General features: G+C 69.0%; 14 protein-coding genes and 5 pseudogenes. 3 read left to right on the forward strand and 16 right to left on the reverse strand.

Annotation, left to right across the window (positions count from 1 at the left end):
- Window positions 1-29 precede the first annotated feature (29 nt).
- Window positions 30-3,205 (forward strand): annotated as a pseudogene (locus T428_RS26220) (ATP-binding protein).
- 6 nt (window positions 3,206-3,211) lie between these two features.
- Here the strand turns inward: T428_RS26220 and T428_RS35305 are convergent.
- The 6 genes and pseudogenes from T428_RS35305 to T428_RS26245 form a co-directional block, all read right to left on the reverse strand.
- A pseudogene (locus tag T428_RS35305) lies at window positions 3,212-5,900 on the reverse strand (fumarate reductase/succinate dehydrogenase flavoprotein subunit).
- Complete coding sequence (locus T428_RS0106960) at window positions 5,900-6,643, reverse strand: ABC transporter ATP-binding protein (protein ID WP_025735911.1); 744 nt, start codon at window positions 6,641-6,643, stop codon at window positions 5,900-5,902. The pseudogene T428_RS35305 and the gene T428_RS0106960 overlap by 1 nt, the downstream one beginning before the upstream one ends.
- Window positions 6,640-7,401, reverse strand: coding sequence for an ABC transporter permease (locus T428_RS26235; protein ID WP_051465143.1), 762 nt, complete (start codon window positions 7,399-7,401; stop codon window positions 6,640-6,642). Before T428_RS26235 ends, T428_RS0106960 begins: the two co-directional genes overlap by 4 nt.
- Before the next feature lie 80 nt (window positions 7,402-7,481).
- Window positions 7,482-8,868: pseudogene (locus T428_RS26240) on the reverse strand (ABC transporter substrate-binding protein).
- A 25-nt stretch (window positions 8,869-8,893) separates the two neighbouring features.
- Window positions 8,894-9,124, reverse strand: a complete 231-nt coding sequence (locus T428_RS31795; RefSeq protein WP_084298667.1) for a 4Fe-4S dicluster domain-containing protein — start codon at window positions 9,122-9,124, stop codon at window positions 8,894-8,896.
- A pseudogene (locus T428_RS26245) lies at window positions 9,109-9,858 on the reverse strand (GntR family transcriptional regulator); the annotation flags it as partial. The gene T428_RS31795 and the pseudogene T428_RS26245, both read right to left, overlap by 16 nt.
- A 256-nt stretch (window positions 9,859-10,114) precedes the next feature.
- Here T428_RS26245 and T428_RS26250 point away from each other — a divergent pair.
- Window positions 10,115-10,495 (forward strand): hypothetical protein, encoded by a 381-nt coding sequence (locus tag T428_RS26250; RefSeq protein ID WP_425411988.1) that lies wholly within the window; start codon window positions 10,115-10,117, stop codon window positions 10,493-10,495.
- Here the strand turns inward: T428_RS26250 and T428_RS26255 are convergent.
- From T428_RS26255 to T428_RS0107010, 6 genes and pseudogenes are all read right to left on the reverse strand, one after another.
- Window positions 10,492-13,338 (reverse strand): annotated as a pseudogene (locus T428_RS26255) (aminotransferase class I/II-fold pyridoxal phosphate-dependent enzyme). The gene T428_RS26250 and the pseudogene T428_RS26255 overlap by 4 nt on opposite strands.
- 122 nt (window positions 13,339-13,460) lie before the next feature.
- Window positions 13,461-13,832 carry a hypothetical protein gene (locus tag T428_RS0106990; protein ID WP_025735913.1) on the reverse strand — a complete coding sequence of 124 codons (372 nt, stop codon included), beginning with the start codon at window positions 13,830-13,832 and terminating at the stop codon, window positions 13,461-13,463.
- Window positions 13,829-14,332 carry a transcription antitermination factor NusB gene (gene nusB / locus T428_RS0106995; protein WP_025735914.1) on the reverse strand — a complete coding sequence of 168 codons (504 nt, stop codon included), beginning with the start codon at window positions 14,330-14,332 and terminating at the stop codon, window positions 13,829-13,831. Before nusB ends, T428_RS0106990 begins: the two co-directional genes overlap by 4 nt.
- Window positions 14,333-14,334: 2 nt before the next feature.
- A complete protein-coding gene (gene efp / locus T428_RS0107000) occupies window positions 14,335-14,898 on the reverse strand; it encodes an elongation factor P (protein ID WP_025735915.1) in 564 nt (187 codons plus the stop codon).
- Between the two features lie 152 nt (window positions 14,899-15,050).
- Window positions 15,051-15,368 (reverse strand): hypothetical protein, encoded by a 318-nt coding sequence (locus tag T428_RS0107005; RefSeq protein WP_025735916.1) that lies wholly within the window; start codon window positions 15,366-15,368, stop codon window positions 15,051-15,053.
- 25 nt (window positions 15,369-15,393) lie between these two features.
- Window positions 15,394-16,497 carry a M24 family metallopeptidase gene (locus tag T428_RS0107010; protein ID WP_025735917.1) on the reverse strand — a complete coding sequence of 368 codons (1,104 nt, stop codon included), beginning with the start codon at window positions 16,495-16,497 and terminating at the stop codon, window positions 15,394-15,396.
- A 33-nt stretch (window positions 16,498-16,530) separates the two neighbouring features.
- On the opposite strand from T428_RS0107010, the gene T428_RS0107015 reads away from it, so the two are divergent.
- Window positions 16,531-17,190, forward strand: coding sequence for a B-4DMT family transporter (locus T428_RS0107015; RefSeq protein ID WP_211243898.1), 660 nt, complete (start codon window positions 16,531-16,533; stop codon window positions 17,188-17,190).
- A gap of 3 nt (window positions 17,191-17,193) precedes the next feature.
- On the opposite strand, the gene aroQ is transcribed toward T428_RS0107015, so the two are convergent.
- Genes aroQ through aroC form a run of 4 tightly spaced genes read right to left on the reverse strand, consistent with a single transcriptional unit; the run spans window position 17,194 to window position 20,451 of the window.
- Complete coding sequence (aroQ, locus tag T428_RS0107020; protein ID WP_156942889.1) at window positions 17,194-17,631, reverse strand: type II 3-dehydroquinate dehydratase; 438 nt, start codon at window positions 17,629-17,631, stop codon at window positions 17,194-17,196.
- Window positions 17,619-18,707: a 3-dehydroquinate synthase gene (gene aroB / locus T428_RS0107025; RefSeq protein WP_025735920.1), complete on the reverse strand. Its 1,089-nt coding sequence runs from the start codon at window positions 18,705-18,707 to the stop codon at window positions 17,619-17,621. Before aroB ends, aroQ begins: the two co-directional genes overlap by 13 nt.
- Window positions 18,704-19,225 carry a shikimate kinase gene (locus T428_RS0107030; protein WP_025735921.1) on the reverse strand — a complete coding sequence of 174 codons (522 nt, stop codon included), beginning with the start codon at window positions 19,223-19,225 and terminating at the stop codon, window positions 18,704-18,706. The genes aroB and T428_RS0107030 overlap by 4 nt, the downstream gene beginning before the upstream one ends.
- Window positions 19,226-19,230: 5 nt before the next feature.
- Window positions 19,231-20,451 carry a chorismate synthase gene (gene aroC / locus T428_RS0107035; protein WP_025735922.1) on the reverse strand — a complete coding sequence of 407 codons (1,221 nt, stop codon included), beginning with the start codon at window positions 20,449-20,451 and terminating at the stop codon, window positions 19,231-19,233.
- Window positions 20,452-20,465 lie beyond the last annotated feature (14 nt).

Here is a 20,465-nt window from a genome sequence, read left to right on the forward strand (position 1 = left end):
ACTTTGGGTCCGGATCGGCGGAGGGACGCATGACGGCCGGAATTGCGTGCCGCACGTGTCGGATCGAGCCACTCGAGAATGCCCGGTTCTGTCACGGATGTGGCTCCCCCGTTGCCAAGGCCGACACGCCGGCGGAGTACAAGCAGGTAACGGTGCTGTTCGCCGACGTCGTGCGCTCGATGGACATGGCGGGCGCGGTGGGTCCCGAGTGGTGGCGCGAGATCATGGCCGCGCTGGTCACCTCGTCGGCGGCGGTGGTGCAGCGCTACGGCGGCACGCTCGACCAGTTCACCGCCGACGGCATCATGGCCGTGTTCGGCGCCCCGACCGCTCTGGAGGACCACGCGCTGCGGGCGTGTTTGACCGCGCTGGGTATTCAGGACGAGGCCAAGCGCCTTGCCGTCGAAATCAACCGCCGCGACGGCATCGGCCTGCGGCTGCGGGTGGGTCTCAATTCCGGCCAGGTGGTGGCCGGCGATATCGGTTCTGCGGGTTTGCGTTACACCGCGATCGGTACGCAGGTCGGGATGGCTCAGCGGATGGAGTCGGTCGCGGCACCCGGCACGGTGATGCTGAGCGAGTCCACCGCGCGGCTGGTGGAGGGCGCCGCGGTGCTGGCAGAGCCGCAACTGGTGCGCATCAAGGGCGCCGAGAATGCGGTGCCGACGCGGCAGCTGGTCAGCGTGGCCGGGCAACTGGAACGGACCGGTCCCTCGTATTCGAGGCTGGTGGGTCACGAGTGGGAAATGTCGGCGCTGGCCGCCATGGTCGATCGCGCGGTTGGTGGTCGCGGGTCCGTGGTCTCGGTGGTCGGCCCCGCCGACGTCGGGAAGACCCGGCTCGTCCGAGAGGCCATGCGGCTGGCCGAAACTCGTGACGTCGAGGTGTTCACCACGTTTTGTGAATCGCACGCCGCCGACGTCTCGTTCCGGGTGGCGGCCCGTCTGTTGCGCGCCTTCTGGCAGTTACGCGGCCTCGACGACGACGCGGCACGAGCACGGGTGCGCGCGCAGGTTTCCGACGCGGATCCGCAGGATCTACTGCTGCTGGACGAGTTGCTCGGCATAGCCGATCCCAATGCGGCGCCGCCCAAGATCGACCCGGACGCGCGGCGGCGCCGGTTGACAGCGCTGATCAACGCGGCCCAGCTGGCCCGCGGCGAACCCGCGGTCTTCATCGTCGAGGACGCGCACTGGATCGACGAGGTCAGCGAATCCCTGCTGGTCGACTTGTTCTCGGTGATCCCGCAGACGCCGTCGCTGGTGCTGGTGACCTATCGGCCGGAATATCACCGGGCGCTGGGGCGTCTCGCCGAGGCCCAGACCATTGCCCTTGGGGCGCTGAGTGATTCGGAGACCGCGACGATGGTCGCCGAACTGTTGGGCACCGACCAGTCCGTGCGCCGGATCGGCGAGGTCGTCGCCGAACGGGCGGCCGGTAACCCGTTTTCGCCGAGGAGATCGTTCGCGAGCTCGCCGAACGCGGCGTGCTGGTGGGCCAGCGCGGCAGCCACACCTGCACCACCGACGTCGGCGAGGTCCGCGTGCCCGCCACGGTGCAGGCGACCATCGCCGCCCGCATCGACCGACTGGGCCCGGCCGCCAAGCGAACGCTCAGTGCGGCGGCGGTCATCGGGGCCCCGGTTCAACTCCGACCTGCTGAGCAGCCTGGGCATCACCGCATCCGTCGAGGAGCTGATCGCCGCGGAGCTCATCGACCAGGTGCGGTTCGCCCCGCGCGCCGAATATGCGTTCCGGCACAACCTGATTCACGCGGTGGCCTACGAATCACAGCTGAAGTCCGATCGGGTCCAGATGCATCGGCGGCTCGCCGCCGCGATCGAAGCCGGCGAACCGCAATCGGCCGACCAAAACGCCGCGCTGATCGCCGAGCATCTGGAGGTCGCCGGTGATCTGCACACCGCCTACGGCTGGCACATGCGCGCCGGATCGTGGGCGAACAGGCGCGACATCAACGCGGCGCGGCTGAGTTGGGAGCGCGCCATCCGGATCGCCGATGCCTTGGGAGCCGAAGACCCGAACCGGACGGCCCTGCGCATCGCCCCGCGCACCATGTTGTGCGGCCTCGCGTTTGTCGCCCGGGTGGACGTCGCGGACGCCCGCCTGGGCGACTTGCGGGAGTTGTGCGCCGCCGCCGGGGACAAGGTGTCGCTGGCCATCGGGATGTCCGGTCTCGTGATGCATCACGCGTATCAGGCCCGGACACGCGAGGCGTCGGCGCTGGCGTCCGAAGCGATGGCCCTCATCGAGTCGATCGACGATCCGAACTTGACGGTGGGGCTGTCGTTTGCGTCCATCTACGCCAAGGCGCTGAACACAGAGTGGTGCGACACGCTGGAATGGTCGCAGCGCGTCATCGATTTGGCCGACGGTGACCCCCGCAAGGGCAAGGTCATCTTCGGCTCGCCGTTGGCGCTCGCTTTCGCGTCGCGCGGCATCGCCCGGTATTGGCTGGGCCGCCCCGGCTGGCACGACGACCTGCGGCAAGGCCTGACCATGGCCCGCAACGCCGACCACATGTCCTACGCCACGGTGGTCAGCTGGGTCTACTTCGGTGGTATACCGCTCGGGGTCCTGACGGCCGACGACGACGCGGTGCGCGAGATCGAGGATGCCCTGCGAATCGCCGAACGATCCAGCGACAACCTCGCGGTTGGCCTACACGCAAATGACCTTGGGCGTGGCACTGGTGGAGCGGCCGACGGCCGCCGAACGCGAACGCGGACAAGCGGTATTGGCCGAGGTGGCCGAGGCCTTCTTGCGTCGGGGCCACAACCTCGGGTGAATTGCCGCTGGTGAACGCCTACTTGGCGCGTGAGATGGCGCGGCGCGGCGATCGGGACGGCGCGATCCCGCTGATGCGCGCCGCGGTCGAGACGCTGTTCGCCGGCGGGCGACTGCTGGCGTGGGGCGTGCCGACGGCCGCCCTGCTGGTGCACACGCTGCTCGAGCGCGGGGCCGATTCCGACGTGGCCGAGGTCGAGGCCGTGATCGAGCGGTTGGCCACGGCGCCGTCCGACGACGGCCAGACCATGCGCGACGTCGTGCTGTTGCGGCTGCGCGCGCTGCTGGCGCGGGCGCACGGCGACACCGCGACGCACGAAAGTCTGCGGGATCGCTACCGCGAAACGGTGACGTCGCTGGGCTTGCAGGGGCAGATCGCGTGGGCGGCGGCGATGGCGTGAACCGGGTCAGACGCCGTCCAGTGCCCGGCGCGCATAGGCCCGCACGTCGGCGTCGCTGTCCTTGAGCGCGATACCAAGCGCGTCGCGGGCCGCGGCCTCGTCGGCCCAGCGGGTCAGGCTGAGCACCGCCGCCTTGCGCACGTCCAGATGCGCGTCGGACAGCGCATCGGCCAGCCGCGAAATCGCAAGCACCGCAAGCTCGGTGGCCGCACCGGACAGCGCACGCGCCGCGCCTTCGCGGACCTGCCAGGCCGGCGCCTGCAACGCCTTTTCGACTGCGTTGAAATCGTCTGCGCTGCAGCCCAATTCACCGAGTGCGGCCAGCGCGGCCGCGCGCACCAACGGGTCGGTGTCGGCGATCAGCGCGCTGACGGCCCCGGCACCGGCCCGCAGCGTGGCCAGGCCGGCCACCGCGGCGATGCGGACCTCGCGGCTCTCGTCGCGGGTGGCCGCCTGGACCCCGGCCACGTCGTCGACCGAGACCAGCGCCCGTACCGCCTCGATGCGCACCCGGTGATCGGGATCGTCGAGCGCCCGGCGGTATTGGCCGGCCGCACCGGCCTTCCGGGCGGCCAGCAGATACACCGCGGCTGCCCGCGCCACCGTGTCGGCCGACTGCAGATACGGCTCGGCGCCGGCCGGGTCGGGCAGCACCTCGACCAGCTCCCGGATCCCCTCGGCGCCGGCGCGGCGCACCCCGGCGTCGGCGTCGTCGAGCGCGGCGAACAGCGCGGGCGCGTACCCGTCGGGCAGGTGCTCGGTGAGGGTCGCCACGGCGGTGCGGCGCACCCCCGGATCGATGTCGGCCAGATACGGTTGCAGGTCGGCGACCGTCGGCTCCTCGAGGGCGAGCACCTGCGCGATCCGCGGTGACGGCGGCTCGAACGTGGTTGCCGCCGAGGCGATTCGCGAGCCGGCCGTGGCCGGGGCCTTGCCGCCGACCAGCGGCGGCTGCGCCACCTCGTGCACCGTCTGGTCGGCCGGCGGCAGGCCGTCCAGCTCCGGGACCGACACCAGGTACGGGGCCACCGGGCGCTTGAGGAACACCATCGCGCCGTCGGGTCCCTTGCGCAGGTTCAGGTGGTAGCCCCACTGGCTGTCGTCGCGGACCGGCAGGTCGGCGCGTTCGTGGTAGAGGCCCCACCGGGATTCGGTGCGGGTCAGCGAGGACCGCGCCGCCATCTCGGCGCAGTCGCGGATGAACGACACCTCCACGGCCCGCATCAGCTCGTGCGGATTGCGGGCCCCCATGACGGCGATCTCGTCTTGCATCCGGTCGAAGGTGCGCACCGCGATGGACAGCTTGGCCGCCGTCTTCAGCGGGGCCACATAGTCGTTGACGAACCGGCGCAGCTTGTATTCGACCTGCGGCTGCGGCGGGCCGTCCGGGTGCCGCAGCGGCCGGTAGATCAGTTCGTGCGCGGCCCGCAATTGCTCCTCCGGAAGTTGTTGCGGCGCAGCGATATCGAGCAGCGTCGAGGCGGCGTGGGTGCCGGCCAGATCGCCGAAGACGAATGCCCCGATCATGTAGTTGTGCGGGACACACGCCAGGTCGCCGGTGGCATACAGCCCGGGAACCGTGGTTCGCGCGTGCTCGTCCACCCACACCCCGGAAGCGGAATGCCCGCTACACAGGCCGATTTCGGAGATGTGCATCTCGATGTCGTGAGTGCGGTAGTCGTGGCCGCGGTTGGCGTGGAAGGTGCCACGGGTGGGCCGCTCGGTGGTGTGCAGGATGTTCTCCAGCGCCGTCAGCGTCTCGTCGGGCGGGTGAGACACCTTGAGGTAGATCGGCCCGCGTGCGGAGTCGATTTCGCGTTTGACTTCCGACATCATCTGCCCCGACCAGTAGTCGGAGTCGACGAACCGCTCGCCGTCGGCGTTGACCTGGTAACCACCGAACGGGTTGGCCACATAGGCGCACGCCGGGCCGTTGTAGTCCTTGATCAGCGGATTGACCTGAAAGCCACTCGATGCCGGACAGCTCGGCGCCCGCATGGTAGGCCATCGCGTACCCGTCGCCGGCGTTGGTCGGGTTCTCGTAGGTGCCGTACAGGTAGCCTGACGCGGGCAGCCCGAGCCGGCCGCACGCCCCCGTCGACAGGATCACCGCCTTGGCGCCGATCGCGACGAATTCGCCGGTGCGCGTGTGCAATGCGGCCGCACCCACCGCGCGCCCGTCCTGAACCAGCACCCGCACCGGCATCAGCCGGTTCTCGATCCGGATCTTCTCCCGCATCGAGCGCTGCCGCAGCACCCGGTACAGAGCCTTCTTGACGTCTTTGCCCCCGGGCATCGGCAACACGTAGGAACCCGAACGGTGCACCCGGCGCACCGCGTACTCGCCGTGGGAGTCCTTCTCGAACTTCACCCCGTACCGCTCCAGCCGCTGCACCATCGCGAATCCGCGGCTGGCCGTCTGATAGATGGTGCGCTGGTTGACGATTCCGTCGTTGGTGCGGGTGATCTCCGCGACGTAGTCCTCTGGTTCGGCCTTGCCCGGGATGACGGCGTTGTTGACCCCGTCCATGCCCATGGCCAGCGCCACGGAGTGCCGCACGTGGGCCTTCTCCAGCAGCAGCACCTGCGCACCGTTCTCGGCGGCCGACAGCGCCGCCATGGTTCCAGCGGTTCCACCGCCGATGACCAGCACGTCACAGTCCAGCCGCACCGGTGTCAGATCGGGCGCCTCCATCATGCTGCAACCACGGAATGATCCAGTGCGGCAATGACTTCGATGCGCAGCGCGGTGCACTGCCGATCGACCCGGGGCTCCGGCACGTCGATCAGGGCGCGCAACGGCTGGCCGGCCTTGCCCAGTACGGCGATCCGGTCGCCCAGCAGCAGCGCCTCGTCGACGTCGTGGGTGACGAAGACGATCGTGGTTGGGTGTGCGCGCCAGGTTTCGATCAGCAATCGCTGCATGGCCGTTCGGGTTTGGGTGTCCAGCGCGCCGAACGGTTCGTCCATCATCACCTCGCGCGGCGTTCCGGCCAGCCCGCGGGCCAGCTCCACGCGTTGGCGCATGCCGCCGGACAGGCTCTTGGGCAGGAAGTCGCCGAAGCCGGTGAGACCCAGTTCGGCGATCCAGCGGTCGGCCTCGGCGCGGCGCCCCGAGCGCGGGACCCCGCGCAGCCGCAGGGCCAACTCGATGTTGGACCGCACGCTGCGCCACGGCAGCAACGCGTTGTCCTGGAACACCATGCCCCGGTCCCCCGAGGTGGTGGTCACGTCGGCGCCGTCGGCCAGGATGCGGCCGGCGTCGGGGCGCAGCAGTCCCGCGATCGCGCGCAGCACCGTCGACTTGCCGCAGCCGGACGGACCCGTCAGCACCCGGATCTCCCCCGGGCGCACGGTCAGGCTCAGCCCGTCGATCACCGGGGATCCGGTGTAGGACAAGCGAACTCCATCCAATTCCAGACTCATTCCGGCGGTCATCGTTGCGCCTCCTGTGCGCGCGGCAGCCAGCGGGTCACCCGGCGGCCGACCAGTTCGACGGCGGCGGCGGTCGCCAATCCGAGCACGCCGATCGTGATGATGCCGACGAACACCTGGGGGTAGGCCAGCACGGTGTAGTCCTGCCAGGTGCGATAGCCGATGCCGAGGCGCCCGGAGATCATCTCCGCGGAGATCACGCAGATCCACGCCACCCCTATGCCGACCGACAGGCCGCCGAACACTCCCGGCAGGATGCCCGGCAGCACCACCTCTTTCAGCACGTCCCACCGGTTGCCGCCCAGGGTGCGCACCGAGTCCTCCCACAAGGTGGGCAGCGCCCACACCGCGTGCCGGGTGCTGACCAGGATCGGGAAGTAGGCGGCCAGGAAGGTGATGAACACGATGCCGGCCTCGTCGGTCGGGAACAGCAGGATCGCGACCGGAACCATCGCGATCGCCGGCACCGGCCGCAGCAGCTCGGTCAGCGGGCCGAAGGTGTTGGCGAACAACCGGGAACGCCCCAGCAGCACGCCCGTGGCGACACCGATCACGGCGGCCAGCCCGAAGCCGGTGAGGATCCGGATCAGCGACTGCGCCAGGTCGAGCCAGTACTCATAGGTGCCGAGCCGACGCTGCAGCGCGTGCACGATCTGGGTGACGGTAGGCAGCGTGTCGAACCGCAGCAGCAGCCGCACCTTGTCGGCGGTCAGCACCTGCCACAGCCCGATCGCGGCGGCGACCGAGGCCAACCGCAGCAGCCGCCACTGTCACGGCAAGGCGGCCCGCCGCAGGGTGCCGAGCACAGGCACCGACACGGGTTGGTCTATCACTTGCGCGGTTATACCGAACCTCCAAGGGCCTGTTGGTAATTCACGACGGTGCCGCCGGGGTGGGCGGCGAGATAGCGATGCGCGCCGGCCGGGGTGCCGAACGGCAGGTAGTTCCGGCCGTCTTGCACCCAGACGGCCTTGTCGGCGAACCACCGGGTGCCCAGCTCGGCGTCGGGCACATAGGCGGCACGGATTTTGGCGCCGTGGGCGGTGGCCTCCCGCACCACCCGCAGCAGGCTGGTCGGGTCGGCCAGCGTCTGGGTGGCATCGGATCCGTCCAGCCACAGCTCGCTGGCCAACGCGGGGTCACCGCCGAGCGCCGACGGGTTGGCGGTGGCGGCCCGGGTCGCGTCGTAGTTGAGGCCGCGGGCGCCGAACACGGCGCGCAACGGCGCGCCGTGGACGAACTCGGCGACGTCGAGATCGGCGAAGTCGCCGATCGACTTCAGGTACGGAACATCGTTTTTCAGCGCTTCGACCAGTGACGGTTTGAGCGTGGTGTCGAATGACGTACCGCCGAGACCGTTGTAGAGGTAGACCACTTCCTGCGGCAGCCCGCTGGCCTGGGCGACGATGCGAACGGCTTCCAGCGGCTTGGCGTTGAGGAAGTCGGTCGCGTCGAGTTGGGCCTGCAGGAACGCGCCCAACACCTCCGGATGCGCGGACGCATACGAGCGGCACCACCACCCCGTGCAGGGTGGGCAGGTTCAGCTCGGCGCCGTCGTACAACAGTTAGGCCTTGTTCTGAAACACCAGCAGACCTGGCCAGGCGACGAACTGCGAAAGCCCTTGCACCTGGCCGGATTCCAGGGCGGACGCGCCGACCTAAGGCTGCTGGTTGAGCACCTCGACGCCGTTGATCCCGCCCCGGTCCAGGGCCCGCATCAAGGTGCCGTGGCCGGCCGAGCCGACACTGACCGAGACCTTCGAGCCGGCCAGGTCACGCAACGTGGTGGCCGTCGAATCGGGCGCGACCACGACCATGTTCAGCGCGCCCTTGGGGTTGTAGCCGGTGATCGAGACGATCTCGGTTTTCGCCAGCGGGTTGGCCTGTGTCTTGGAGCCGTTGATCAGCATGGGGTAATCCCCCATGGAGCCGATGTCGATCTTTTCGGCCAGCATCTGCGCGGTGATCGGGGCGCCGGTGTCGTAATCTTGCCACCGGACCGCGTATTTGGTGCCGGTGTGGGTGGTGATGTCGGCGAGCCGGCGCTCCAGGTAACCCTGGGCGCGCAGCAAGGTCCCAACGGTCACGGTGTTGATCGTCTTGGACTGGTAGCCGACGACGACGTTGACCACACCGGAGGACGCCGATAGGGATTCCAGCGAGCAGCCGGAGACGGCCACGACGATCGCGGCCACGACCGACACCAGCCGGAGGGCGTGTCGTTTCATGAAAGATCCTGGGCTGTTGGGGATTTCAGCGAAGCTGATACGGCATGTTGACGGTGACGGCGCCGGTCGGGCAGCGCGCGGCGCACGGGCCGCAGTACCAGCATTCGTCGACGTGCATGAACGCCTTGCCGGTGTCGGGGTTGATGGCCAGCACGTCCAATGGACACACCTCGACGCAGAGGGCACAGCCGTCGATACACAGCGACTCGTCGATGGTGACCGGCACGTCGACCCGGTTGTTGTTGAGCAGCGCCATGGCTTACTCCTAATCAGGTGGCCGCGCATGGTGATTCGATCGCCGCGCATCCGGATGTATTCGAGGTCGACGGGCCGGCCATCGTCGAGACTGGTGAGCCGCTCGAGCATCAGCAGCGCCGCGCCGTCGGGCACCTGCAGCGTGGCCGCCGAATGCACGTCGGCGGGAATGGCTTCCAACGCCAGCGATGCCTCGCCCAGCCGGTGCCCGCTGACCCGCTCGATCAGCGCGAACAGATCGTTGGTCTCCAGCGGGTGATCCAGGATCCGGGTTCCGATATCCGGGGCGAGGTAGGTCAGGTCGAGGCTCAGCGGCAAGTCGCCCAGATAGCGCAGCCGCTCGATGAACACCGCCTGCTCGCCCGGTTGCAGCCGCAGCCGGGCGGCGACCGCCGGCGGAGCGACCACCGACATGGCCGCGCGCACCTCGTTGCGGACTTCGCCGATGTGTTTGAAGGTCTCTTTCAACCCCAGCAGGGAGTCGATCCGGTGGTCGTACTTGCGCTGCGCGACGTGGGTGCCGACCTTGGGTCCGCGGTCGATCAGGCCCTCCTGCTTGAGCACGCTCAGGGCCTCGCGAATGGTGTTGCGGGACACGGAAAATTCGGTCGCCAGGTCGCTTTCGGCGGGTAACCCGTCGGGATAGGCGCCGGTGTGGATCTGCTGGCGCAACACGTCGGCAACCCGGCGGGCACGGTCGGCCCGGGGTCCGCCAATGGGTATCGCCTCAGCCACGCCGTCACGCTAACCCAGCTCAGGGGCATATTTCGGGAGTGCGATGACCGCGCGGTGACGCCGGCTCGACGTATTGCGCCGGGTGCGTTTGCGCGGCTACCAGCAGAAACCGGGATCGTGGCGGCTATTGCGCCATTTGGGCAAAAGCGCCGGCATTGCGATACCGGTGAGTAGAAAGTCTCGCGTCGCCGGACGCGGCCCGCAGCCTCCGGGTGACGCACCACGTTTTGCCCGCCTCCGAGCGACAACACCGCGGATGTCGGGGCACCGTGGGACAGTTCCGGGGATGACGACTAATTCCTTGCAACTACGTGGAATCGAACTGCGTTACGCGCTGACGTGGCAGCTGGCCCTGTACGGCGCCGCGACGATTCCCGAGCTGATAGACGCGTTGGCATACCACAACTTTGACGCCGGCGAACGCGCCTCAAAATCGATTTCCGACGCGCTGCGTTGGGAAAGAGGCTACGGACGAGTGCAGCACCCGGCCCGCGGTCGGTACGGCCTCGGCTGGATGCCGCGCGGCACCGAGCACCGTATCCATCAGCGGGTGCTGGCCCTGCGCGAACAAGCAAAGTCGCTCAGAGGCGGGCAAAACGTCAAGTCCTCTGGCACCGCCGGCGTCGGCAGCGGCTAAGCGTCTTCAGTCACCGCCCGTTGAACCCGGTCTCCGTTACGCGCGCCGTTCAATACCGATGTGTCCGAGGGCAACTCGAAGCCGGGGAACACCGACCCGACCGCGGCGCTTGCCGCGCTGCGTTGGGCTTCCAGGCGGGCCAGTGCCTCCGAGGTGAACACCGACAGGCCGAGATCCGGGTTGTAACCGTGGATTTCCTTCACGTCGAGTTGAGCCAGGAAATACAGGATCTCCTTCGAGACCACCTGACCGGGAACCAGCACCGGGAACCCGGGCGGGTAGGGCACCACGAACGTGGTGGATACCAATTTGCGACCCTCGGCGATCCGCCGTCCCGCCTGACCGATCTGCACGTACTCACGGTCGGACTCTTCGTAGCCCACGTAGAACGCCGCCCGCATGTCACCGAAGGCGCAGGCGTCCACCGGGCGGAACGCGATGTCGAATTCGCTGAAGTCGGGCAGGTGCGGCAGGTCCTCGGTGATCTCCTCGACCCGGCGCTGGTGTAGCGTCCAATCGGCAGCGCTGGCCAACTCCTTCTCCCGGTCCAGGTCGGTGGCCACCCGGCGCAACACGTCGAGCAGGTGGTGCACGCTCGACCAGGTGACGCCGATCGTGAAGATCAGCAGCACGCTGTTGATCGACGTCTTGTTGATCTGGATCCCGAAGCGCTCCATCAGGATCTTCTCGCGGAAGTCGTACCCGTTCATCCCGGTGTTGCCGAGGAACAGGGTCACCCGGGTCGGATCCAGCACGAACTGGTCGGACCGCTAGGCCTCGTTCCACTCCGCCAGCGCACCCTGACGGACCTCGCGATAGGAACTCACCGCCGAAGCCCGGAACCGCTCGGGCACCAGGTCGGCCTCGTCGAGGATCCGGAACCACTTGCTGATCAGCCGGTCTTTGCGGACGCGGTGCCGGAACACCAGCGCCATGTCATAGGTTTGCCGGACCAACTGAAATCCCTCGATGTCGACCTGCCGGCGGGCCAGGTCCAGCGAGGCCAGCAGTTGCTGGTTCGGCGACGTCGAGGTGTGCGTCAAAAACGCCTCGCCGAACGCGTCGCGGGCGCGCGAGTTGAAGTCGCGGTCGCGCACGTGGATCATCGACGCCTGCCGGAACGCCGACAGCGACTTGTGCGTGGAGTGCGTCGCGTACACCCGCACCCGCGCCTTGGCGGGGTCGGGCAGCAGCCGATGGTTGACCCACTCCGACCGCGGGATCCCTTCCATCTTCTGGGCCCAATCCCGGTATTCCACAGCGTATTCCGGTGACGCCAGCATCTGCTCGAGGCGTTCGGCCGCAACCATGGCGGTGCGTTGCCGAGCCCACGGAACCGCGGTCGCGAACGCGTACCAGGCCTCGTCCCACAAAAAGCGGACGTCCGGCTTGATCGCCAGCACCTCCTCCATCACCCGCAGCGGGTTGTACACCACGCCGTCGAAGATGCAGTTGGTCACCAGCAGCATGCGCACCTTGTCCAGCTGGCCGGCCGCCTCCAGATCCAGCAGCGCCTTCTTGATCGTGTCCAGCGGCACCGCCCCGTAGATCGCGAACTGCGGCAGCGAGTAGGCATCCAGATACAACGGATAGGCGCCGGCCAGCACCAGGCCGTAGTGGTGCGACTTGTGGCAGTTGCGTTCGATCAGCACGATGTCGCCCGGCCGGGTCAGCGACTGCACGACGATCTTGTTGGCCGTCGACGTCCCATTGGTGACGAAGTAGGTCTGCTTCGAATTCCAGGTGCGCGCGGCCTTGTCCATCGCCTTCTTGATGTTGCCGTGCGGGTCCAGCAGCGAGTCCAGCCCGCCCGACGTCGTCGAAGTCTCGGCCATGAAGATGTTGCGGCCGTAGAACTCCCCCATGTCCTGCAGCGACCGGGAGTTGAAGATGCTGGCGCCCCGCGCGACGGGCAGTGCGTGGAATTGACCGACCGGCGAGTCCGCGTACGCCCGCAGGGCATCGAAAAATGGTGTGGCGAAACGATTTCGCAGACCGGCCAGCACCGTGCTGTACAGATCCGTGACATCGTTGAGCCGGTAGAACGTCCGATCGTAGACGTCGTTCTCCTCGTCGTTGCCGGCCGCGATCGACTCGTCGGTGAGCAGATAGAGGTCGATGTGCGGCCGCAACTCGCGGATCCATTCGCCGCATTCGATGCAATCGGTGCCGCAATCGCGGCTGACCGGATCGTCGCTGGTGCCCAGCAGCGTATTCATCAGCGGGACGCGATCGCGCGACCGCAACGCGACGTCGTGCCGGATGATCGCGGCCTGAATCTCGCCGTTGAGGGCGACGGCGGTGATGGCGTCCTCGACGCTGGGCACCACCAGCAGCTCGAACTGCACGTCGTCGGACGGGCAGCGCAGCGCGCGCAGGGCTTCGGCCAGGCAGTCGGGCCCGGTGTTCGGCGAATCGTCGGCGAGCAGCACCGTGTAGAACTGCTGCTGTTTGGCCTGGGCCACCAGCTCCTGATCGGCCAGCGGGGCTGAGGTGTCGAAAAGTGCTGTGCGGTCGCCGTATTCGGACAGCAGCCGCACCGCCAGCGACACCTCCTCGGCAAGCCGCACCGTGGACAGGCTCACCAGGTGGGCGCGGTAGGTCGCCAGGTTGGCCGCCCCGGGGTACAGCCAGTAGCGCTCGTAGGCGGCGAGGCGGTCCATCAGCCGCTTGACCTTCGCCAGGTCATGGGTTTTGTCCAGCCCGGCCAGGTCGACCTCGGCGAGGTGCCGGCAGGCGTCGTCGAGCAGGTTCCAGGTGTCGACGCGCGTGTACGACGGGTTGGCCACCGCCGCCAGCGCGGACACGCGCAGCCGTCGCGGATAGGCACTGTAGGGATTCATGTCGTCACCTGTTCTGTGATGGTGTCCGATACTTGGCCACCGCAGCGAATAATTCCCGACACCGGCCTGAACGACTCGTCACCATTGTTATCCGGTCCTACCTGCGGCCGCGATGTTTTCGCTCAGGATCGGCCGGGTGGGCGGTCGGTGTCGCCGCCGTCGACGATCCGGCGGCGGGCCAGCTCCCACCGGCGCGCCGGCAGCTCGGTGACGTCGCTGAGCGAGCGCACCACGGCCTGGGTCAGGCCCATGATCGCGGCCATCACCGGCAATAGCGGCTGCAGCGGCTTGGCCGCCGTGCGCACCACGCTGATGCGGCGGGCCACGATCAGGCGCTCGACCGCGTGGTACAGCCAGGCGCCCACCCCCAGCGCGTAGATCGACAGCGCCGCGGCGACGATGGTCCACCCGTACGCGGCGCACACGACGGCACCCAGCACCACGGTCGCGGCCAGCCCGGCGGCGAGGACGGCGCGGAGTTCCAGTCGGGTCATGACGGCGGTTCGGAGTGCTCCGGTGTCGTGGCCGCGGGCGTCGCGGCGGCGGCCCGGATCTGCGGCGTCACCATCATGACCTGGCCCAGCACGCCGTTGACGAATCCCGGTGAGTCGTCCATGGACAACTCCTTGGCCAGCTGCACGGCCTCGTCGACCGCGACCGGCTCCGGCACGTCGTCGGCATAGAGCAACTCCCACACCGCAACCCGCAGGATCGCGCGGTCGACCGCGGGCAGCCGGTCCAGCGTCCAGCCCTGCAGGTGGGTGCTGATCAGGTCGTCGATATGTGCGTACTGGTCGGCGACGCCGTGGGCCACCGCGACCGTGTACGGGTGCAGCGGCTTGACGTCGGGGTTGGCCTCGGCCAGCGCGGCGCGCACGTCGGTCACCTCGGCCGGGCTCAGGCCGCGCGCCTCGGCCTCGAACAGCAAATCCACCGCGCGCTTACGGGCGTGATGGCGTCCCTTGGTAGGCCGCGGCGATTTACCGTCCGGCATGGTCAGGCGTTGACCCGCCCCAGGTAGCTGCCGTCGCGCGAATCCACCTTCAGCTTGTCCCCGGTGTTGATGAACAACGGCACCCGAAGCTCCGCGCCGGTCTCCACGGTCGCGGGCTTGGTGCCGGCGCTGGACCGGTCGCCCTGCAGACCCGGCTCGGTGTGGGTGACCACCAGCTCGACCGACACCGGCAGCTCGAGGTACAGGGGTTCGCCGTTGTGGAAGGCCACCTGCACCGGCAGGCCCTCCAGCAGGAACCGGGCGGCATCGCCGACCAGCGATTCCGGCAGCGCGTGCTGTTCGTAGTCCTGGCTGTCCATGAACACGAAGTCCGAGCCGTCGCGGTACAAATAGGTCGCGTCGCGGCGGTCGACGGTGGCGGTGTCCACCTTCACGCCGGCGTTGTAGGTCTTGTCGACGACCTTGCCCGACAGCACGTTTTTCAGCTTGGTGCGCACGAAGGCCGGGCCCTTACCCGGCTTGACGTGCTGAAACTCGACGATCTGCCACAGCTGGCCGTCGATCACCAGAACCAGTCCGTTCTTGAAGTCGGCAGTCGATGCCACGGTCGCTCTATCTCCTACGGGAAGGCCAATTTTCAGGGTCTTTCGGTGGTCGGGCAAGGGCCACCCGGCAGCGGATTCCGCCGCAAACGGTGCGCGCAGAACAGCACCGGATGCAGCTTACCCGTGCCGCGGTCCGGCGCTGACCGCACCCGCTAGCGGCGCAGCTGCCCGGCCCCGCACAGGCCGAACAGGCCGTCGTTAAGGTCGCAGAGGTCCGACGGGGACGGCGCGACCAGGTCGGAGGCGGACGCCGGCGGCAGGTGGTTCGCGGCGAGTTTGCCCAGCAAACCCAACGCGACGCCGGCCGCGATCCGCAGCGGGCCCCGTCCGGCCACCCGGCGAGCCGCCGACATGACGACCCCGGCCGTGTCGTAGTCGTGCCCGACGAACAGCACGGCGGTCAGCCAGAACCCGGCGAGCGCGGTGCCCGCGGCGACCACGTAGACGGCGATGACTGCTAGGTAGGCCATTTGCCGGATCCTACGATGCAACGCCCTACGTCAGAATGGCCAGGTCCTTGGGGAACCGGGTCAGCAGCTCCGCGGTGGCGGGCTGATCGCCGACGACCAGGGTGTCCTCGATGCGGACCCCGCCGCGGCCCGGCAGGTAGACGCCGGGCTCCACCGTCACGACCGAACCGGCCAGCAACGTCCCGTTCGACGTGGCTCCGATGCCCGGCGCTTCGTGGATCTGCAGACCCACGCCGTGTCCCAACCCGTGGCTGAACTGCTCGCCGTAGCCGGCGTCGACGATCACCTGGCGCGCGGCGCCGTCCACCTCGCGCAGGTCGGCGCCCGGGCGCAGCGCCTCGCGGCCGGCCCGCTGCGACTCGGCGACCAGCTGGTAGATCTCCAGCTGCCAGTCCGCGGCCTTACCCAGTACGAACGTGCGGGTCATGTCCGAGTGGTAGCCGCCCACCAGCGCGCCGAAGTCGATCTTGACGAAGTCGCCGTCGGCCAGCACCGCGTCGGTCGGCCGATGGTGCGGGATCGCCGAATTCGGCCCCGCCGCCACGATCGTCTCGAACGAAACCGCGTCGGCCCCGTGATCGAGCATCAGGCCCTCCAGCTCGCGGCTCACCTCACGTTCGGTTCGGCCGGGCCGCAAACCGCCGCGCGCCACCAGGTCTTTGAGTGCCGCGTCGGCGGCCTCGCAGGCCAGTCGCAGCAGCGCCACCTCGCCGGCGTCCTTTATCTCGCGCAGCGCTTCGACCATCCCGGCGGCCCGCACCAGCTCCGTCTTCCCGCCGTGCTCACCGATCTCGCTGGTCAGTGCGTCGAAGCCGTCCACCGTGACGACATTGCTCTCGAAGCCCAGCCTGGACACGCCGGCGTCGACCGCCTTGCCCGCCAGGTAGCGGCCGACGGCCCGGTCGATGGCGATCTCGATATCGGGCGCCTGCGCGGCGGCCTGGGTACGGTACCGGCCGTCGGTAGCCAAAATCGCCTCGCGATCGTTGGCGAACACCAGCAACGCGCCGTTGGACCCGGAGAAACCCGACAGATAGCGGACGTTGATCAGGTCTGTGACCAGCATCGCGTCCAGCCCACTGGCACCGATCTGGCTTTTTAGATTGTCTCGACGCTGGGAATGTGTCACGACTCACGACGGTACTCGCTACGCTGGTTGGCCATGAGTAACTGGATGCTGCGTGGATTGGCGTTCGCCGGGCTGATGGTCGTCGTCCGGTTGTTGCAGGGGGCGATCATCAACGCGTGGCAGACGCAGGCCGGCCTGGTAAGTGTCGTGCTGCTGCTGGTGTTCGTCGTCTGCGTGGCCGTCTGGGGGGTCATGGACGGCCGGGCCGACGCCAAAGCCAACGCGGATCCGGATCGTCGCGCCGACCTGGCGATGACCTGGCTGCTGGCCGGCCTGCTCGCCGGCATCCTGAGCGGAGCCGTGTCGCGGCTCATCGCGCTGTTCTACAAGGGCCTCTACACCGGCGGCCTGATCAACGAGGTCACCACGTTCGCGGCGTTCACCGCGCTCTGCGTGTTCCTGCCCGGGATCGTCGGCGTGGCCGTCGGCCGCTGGCGGGTGGACCGCAATCCGCCGGCCGATCGCGGCGCCGGACAAGACGAGGAGCGCGCCGACACCGACGTGTTCGCGGCCGCCCGCGCCGACGACGCGCCGACCGGCGAGATCCCGACGCAGTCCGGCGCGCAGGCCGCGGCGCCGACGTCGTCGGTGGCCACCGCGGAACGCGACGCGCCGACCGAGACGATCCCGACGCACACCGACGACGCCAAAACCGAGGTGATCCGCACCGACACCGACCCGAAGAAGGACTAGCCGCTAGCCCTTGTTCGCCAGGTAGCGCAGCGCCAGCAGGTAGCCCTGCACACCCAGCCCCACGATCACCCCGGTCGCCACCGGGCTCAGGTACGAGTGACGCCGAAACTCTTCGCGCGCATGCACATTGGAGATGTGCACCTCGATCAGCGGGGCGCGCAGTTCGGCGCACGCATCCCGCAGCGCCACCGAGGTGTGGGTCAGGCCGCCCGCATTGAGGATCACCGGTTCCCCCGCGTCGGCGGCCAGATGAATCCAGTCCAACAACTCTGCTTCGCTATCGCTTTGCCGCACAACGGCTTTGAGCCCCAGTTCGGCGGCCTCGCGTTCGATGATCGCGGCCAGCTGATCATGGGTGGTGTCCCCGTAGACCTCGGGTTCGCGTCGGCCCAGCCGGCCCAGGTTGGGGCCGTTGATGACGTTGACGATCATGGCGCACAGACTCCCGCGTAGGCGGTCACCAGCAGGCCGGGGTCCGGCCCCACCAACCGGCCCGGCTTGGCCAGCCCGTCGAGGACCACGAACCGCAGCACCCCGGCGCGCGACTTCTTGTCTCCGGCCATGTATTCCAGCAGCTGGGGCAGCGCGTCGGGGTCGTAGCTGACCGGCAGGCCCAGCGAGGTCAGGATCGTCCGATGGCGGGCGGCGGTGTCGTCGTCGAGGCGGCCGGTCAGCCGGGCGAGTTCGGCGGCGAACACCAGGCCCACCGATACCGCGGCGCCGTGGCGCCACTGGTAGCGCTCCCGGCGTTCGATGGCGTGCGCCAAAGTGTGGCCGTAGTTCAGGATTTCGCGCAGCTCAGATTCTTTTTCGTCGGCGGCGACCACCTCGGCCTTGACCGCGATCGAGCGACGGATCAGCTCCGGCAGCACGTCACCCTTGGGGTCCAGCGCCGCCTGCGGATCGGCTTCGATCAGGTCGAGGATCACCGGATCGGCGATGAATCCGGCCTTCACGACCTCGGCCATGCCGGCCACGATCTCGTTGTGCGGCAACGTTTCCAGCGTGGCCAGGTCGACCAGCACGGCCAGCGGCTGGTGGAAGGCGCCGACCAGGTTCTTGCCGGCCTCGGTGTTGATGCCGGTCTTTCCGCCGACGGCCGCGTCGACCATGCCCAGCAGGGTGGTCGGCACATGCACGATCGAGACTCCGCGCAACCAGGTGGCCGCCGCGAAACCCGCGACGTCGGTGGCCGCGCCCCCGCCGAGGCTGACCAACGCGTCCTTGCGGTCAATTCCTATGCCGCCCAATACTTCCCAGATGAAGCCGACGACCGAAAGGTCCTTTCCGGCCTCGGCGTCCGGAATCTCGATGCGGTGCGCATCGACGCCGCGGTCGGCCAGGTAACTGCGGATCGCCTCGGCGGTCTGTGCCAGGACCGGCTGATGCAGGATCGCGACCCGGTGCCGGTGGCCGAGCAGCTCGCCCAGTTCGGTGAGCAATCCGGTGCCGATCACCACCGGGTACGGCGGCGCGACGGCCACGGGCACGGTGACCGGCGCGGTGGGCTCTGTCATGTGGTGGCCTCTTGCAGGGGCAGCCGGGACATGATGTAGCGCACCACCGCCCCGGGATTGCGGCGGTTGGTGTCGACCCGCATCGTCGCGACCCGCCGGTACAGCGGAGCTCGTTGGGCCATCAGGGCGCGGTACTTCTCGGCGCGGTTTGCGCCGGCCAGCAGCGGGCGGACCGAGGTGCCGCCGGTGCGCCGGATGCCTTCGCGGGCACCGATCTCCAGGTAGATGACGGTGTGCCCGGCCAGCGCCTCGCACACCCCCGGGGTGGTGACGGCCCCGCCGCCGAGCGATACGACGCCGTCGTGGGAAGCCAGCGTCGCGCGCACCACGTCTTCCTCGATGCGGCGGAATTCCGGCTCGCCGTCGGTGGCGAAGATGTCGACGATGGTGCGGCCCGTCTGCTGCTCGATCAGCACGTCGGTGTCCACGTAGCCGACGCCCATCGCCTTGGCCAGCCGTCGCCCGATGGTCGACTTGCCCGAGCCCGGCAACCCGACGAGTACCGCCCTGGGGGTCACGGCGGTTACCCCGACGCCTTGGCGCGCGCGGCCGGGGTTTCGTACTCGGCGACCGCGCGCCGGTAGGCCTCGATGTTGCGTCGGGTTTCGGCCAGCGAATCGCCGCCGAACTTGTCCAGCGCGGCCCGCGCCAGCACCAGGGCGACCATGGTCTCGACGACCACGCCGGCGGCCGGCACCGCGCAGACGTCGGAGCGCTGGTGGATCGCGACGGCCTCGTCACCGGTGGCCATGTCGACGGTGGCCAGCGCCCGCGGCACGGTGGAGATCGGTTTCATCGCGGCCCGCACCCGCAGCGCCTGGCCGTTGGTCATGCCGCCTTCCAGCCCGCCGGCCCGGTTGGTCGAGCGGATCACGCCGTCGGGGCCGGGGTACATCTCGTCGTGGGCCTGGCTGCCGCGACGGCGGGCGGTCGCAAAGCCGTCGCCGATCTCCACACCCTTGATCGCCTGGATGCCCATCACGGCGGCGGCCAGCTGGCTGTCCAGGCGGTTGTCGCCGCTGGTGAACGAGCCCAGGCCGACCGGAAGGCCCAGCGCGACGACTTCCAGCACGCCGCCGAGGGTGTCGCCGTCCTTCTTGGCGGCCTCGATCTCGGCGATCATCGCCTGCTCGGCGTCCTTGTCGAAGGCGCGAACCGGGCTGGCGTCGATCGCCGCCAGGTCGCCCGGCCCGGGCGGCGGCCCGTCGTAGGGCCGCGACGGGCCGATCGCGATGACGTGGGAGAGCACCTCGACGCCGAGGGCCTGGCGCAGAAACGACCGGGCCACCGTTCCGGCGGCGACGCGGGCGGCGGTCTCGCGCGCGCTGGCGCGCTCCAGCACCGGGCGGGCGTCGACGAAGCCGTACTTGAGCATGCCGGCGTAGTCGGCGTGTCCGGGCCGGGGCCGGGTGAGCGGGGCGTTGCGCGCCGAGCTTTCCAGGTCGGCTGCTCCTGCCGGGTCGACCGGGTCGGCGGCCATCACGGTCTCCCACTTGGGCCACTCGGTGTTGCCGATCTCGATCGCGATCGGCCCCCCCAGCGTGACACCGTGGCGCACCCCCGCCAGCACGGTCACCGCGTCCCGCTCGAACTGCATGCGGGCGCCGCGACCGTACCCGAGGCGGCGACGGGCCAACTGCTCGGCGATTTCGGCGGAGGTGACCTCCACGCCGGCGACCATGCCTTCGACCACGGCTACCAGTGCGCGGCCATGGGACTCCCCGGCGGTGATCCAACGCAACACGGGTGCCATTGTCC

Source organism: Mycobacterium genavense ATCC 51234, from assembly GCF_000526915.1.
Classification (GTDB): Bacteria; Actinomycetota; Actinomycetes; order Mycobacteriales; family Mycobacteriaceae; genus Mycobacterium; species Mycobacterium genavense.

Coding starts and splice junctions, on each gene's coding strand:
- T428_RS0106960 (WP_025735911.1), bottom strand. CDS start 6,643: ATGACCGCCGGAATGAGTCTGGAATTGGATGGAGTTCGCTTGTCCTAC.
- T428_RS31795 (WP_084298667.1), bottom strand. CDS start 9,124: ATGGCGCTGCTCAACAACAACCGGGTCGACGTGCCGGTCACCATCGAC.
- T428_RS26250 (WP_425411988.1), top strand. CDS start 10,115: ATGTCGGGGCACCGTGGGACAGTTCCGGGGATGACGACTAATTCCTTG.
- T428_RS0106990 (WP_025735913.1), bottom strand. CDS start 13,832: ATGACCCGACTGGAACTCCGCGCCGTCCTCGCCGCCGGGCTGGCCGCG.
- nusB (WP_025735914.1), bottom strand. CDS start 14,332: ATGCCGGACGGTAAATCGCCGCGGCCTACCAAGGGACGCCATCACGCC.
- T428_RS0107005 (WP_025735916.1), bottom strand. CDS start 15,368: ATGGCCTACCTAGCAGTCATCGCCGTCTACGTGGTCGCCGCGGGCACC.
- T428_RS0107015 (WP_211243898.1), top strand. CDS start 16,531: ATGAGTAACTGGATGCTGCGTGGATTGGCGTTCGCCGGGCTGATGGTC.
- aroB (WP_025735920.1), bottom strand. CDS start 18,707: ATGACAGAGCCCACCGCGCCGGTCACCGTGCCCGTGGCCGTCGCGCCG.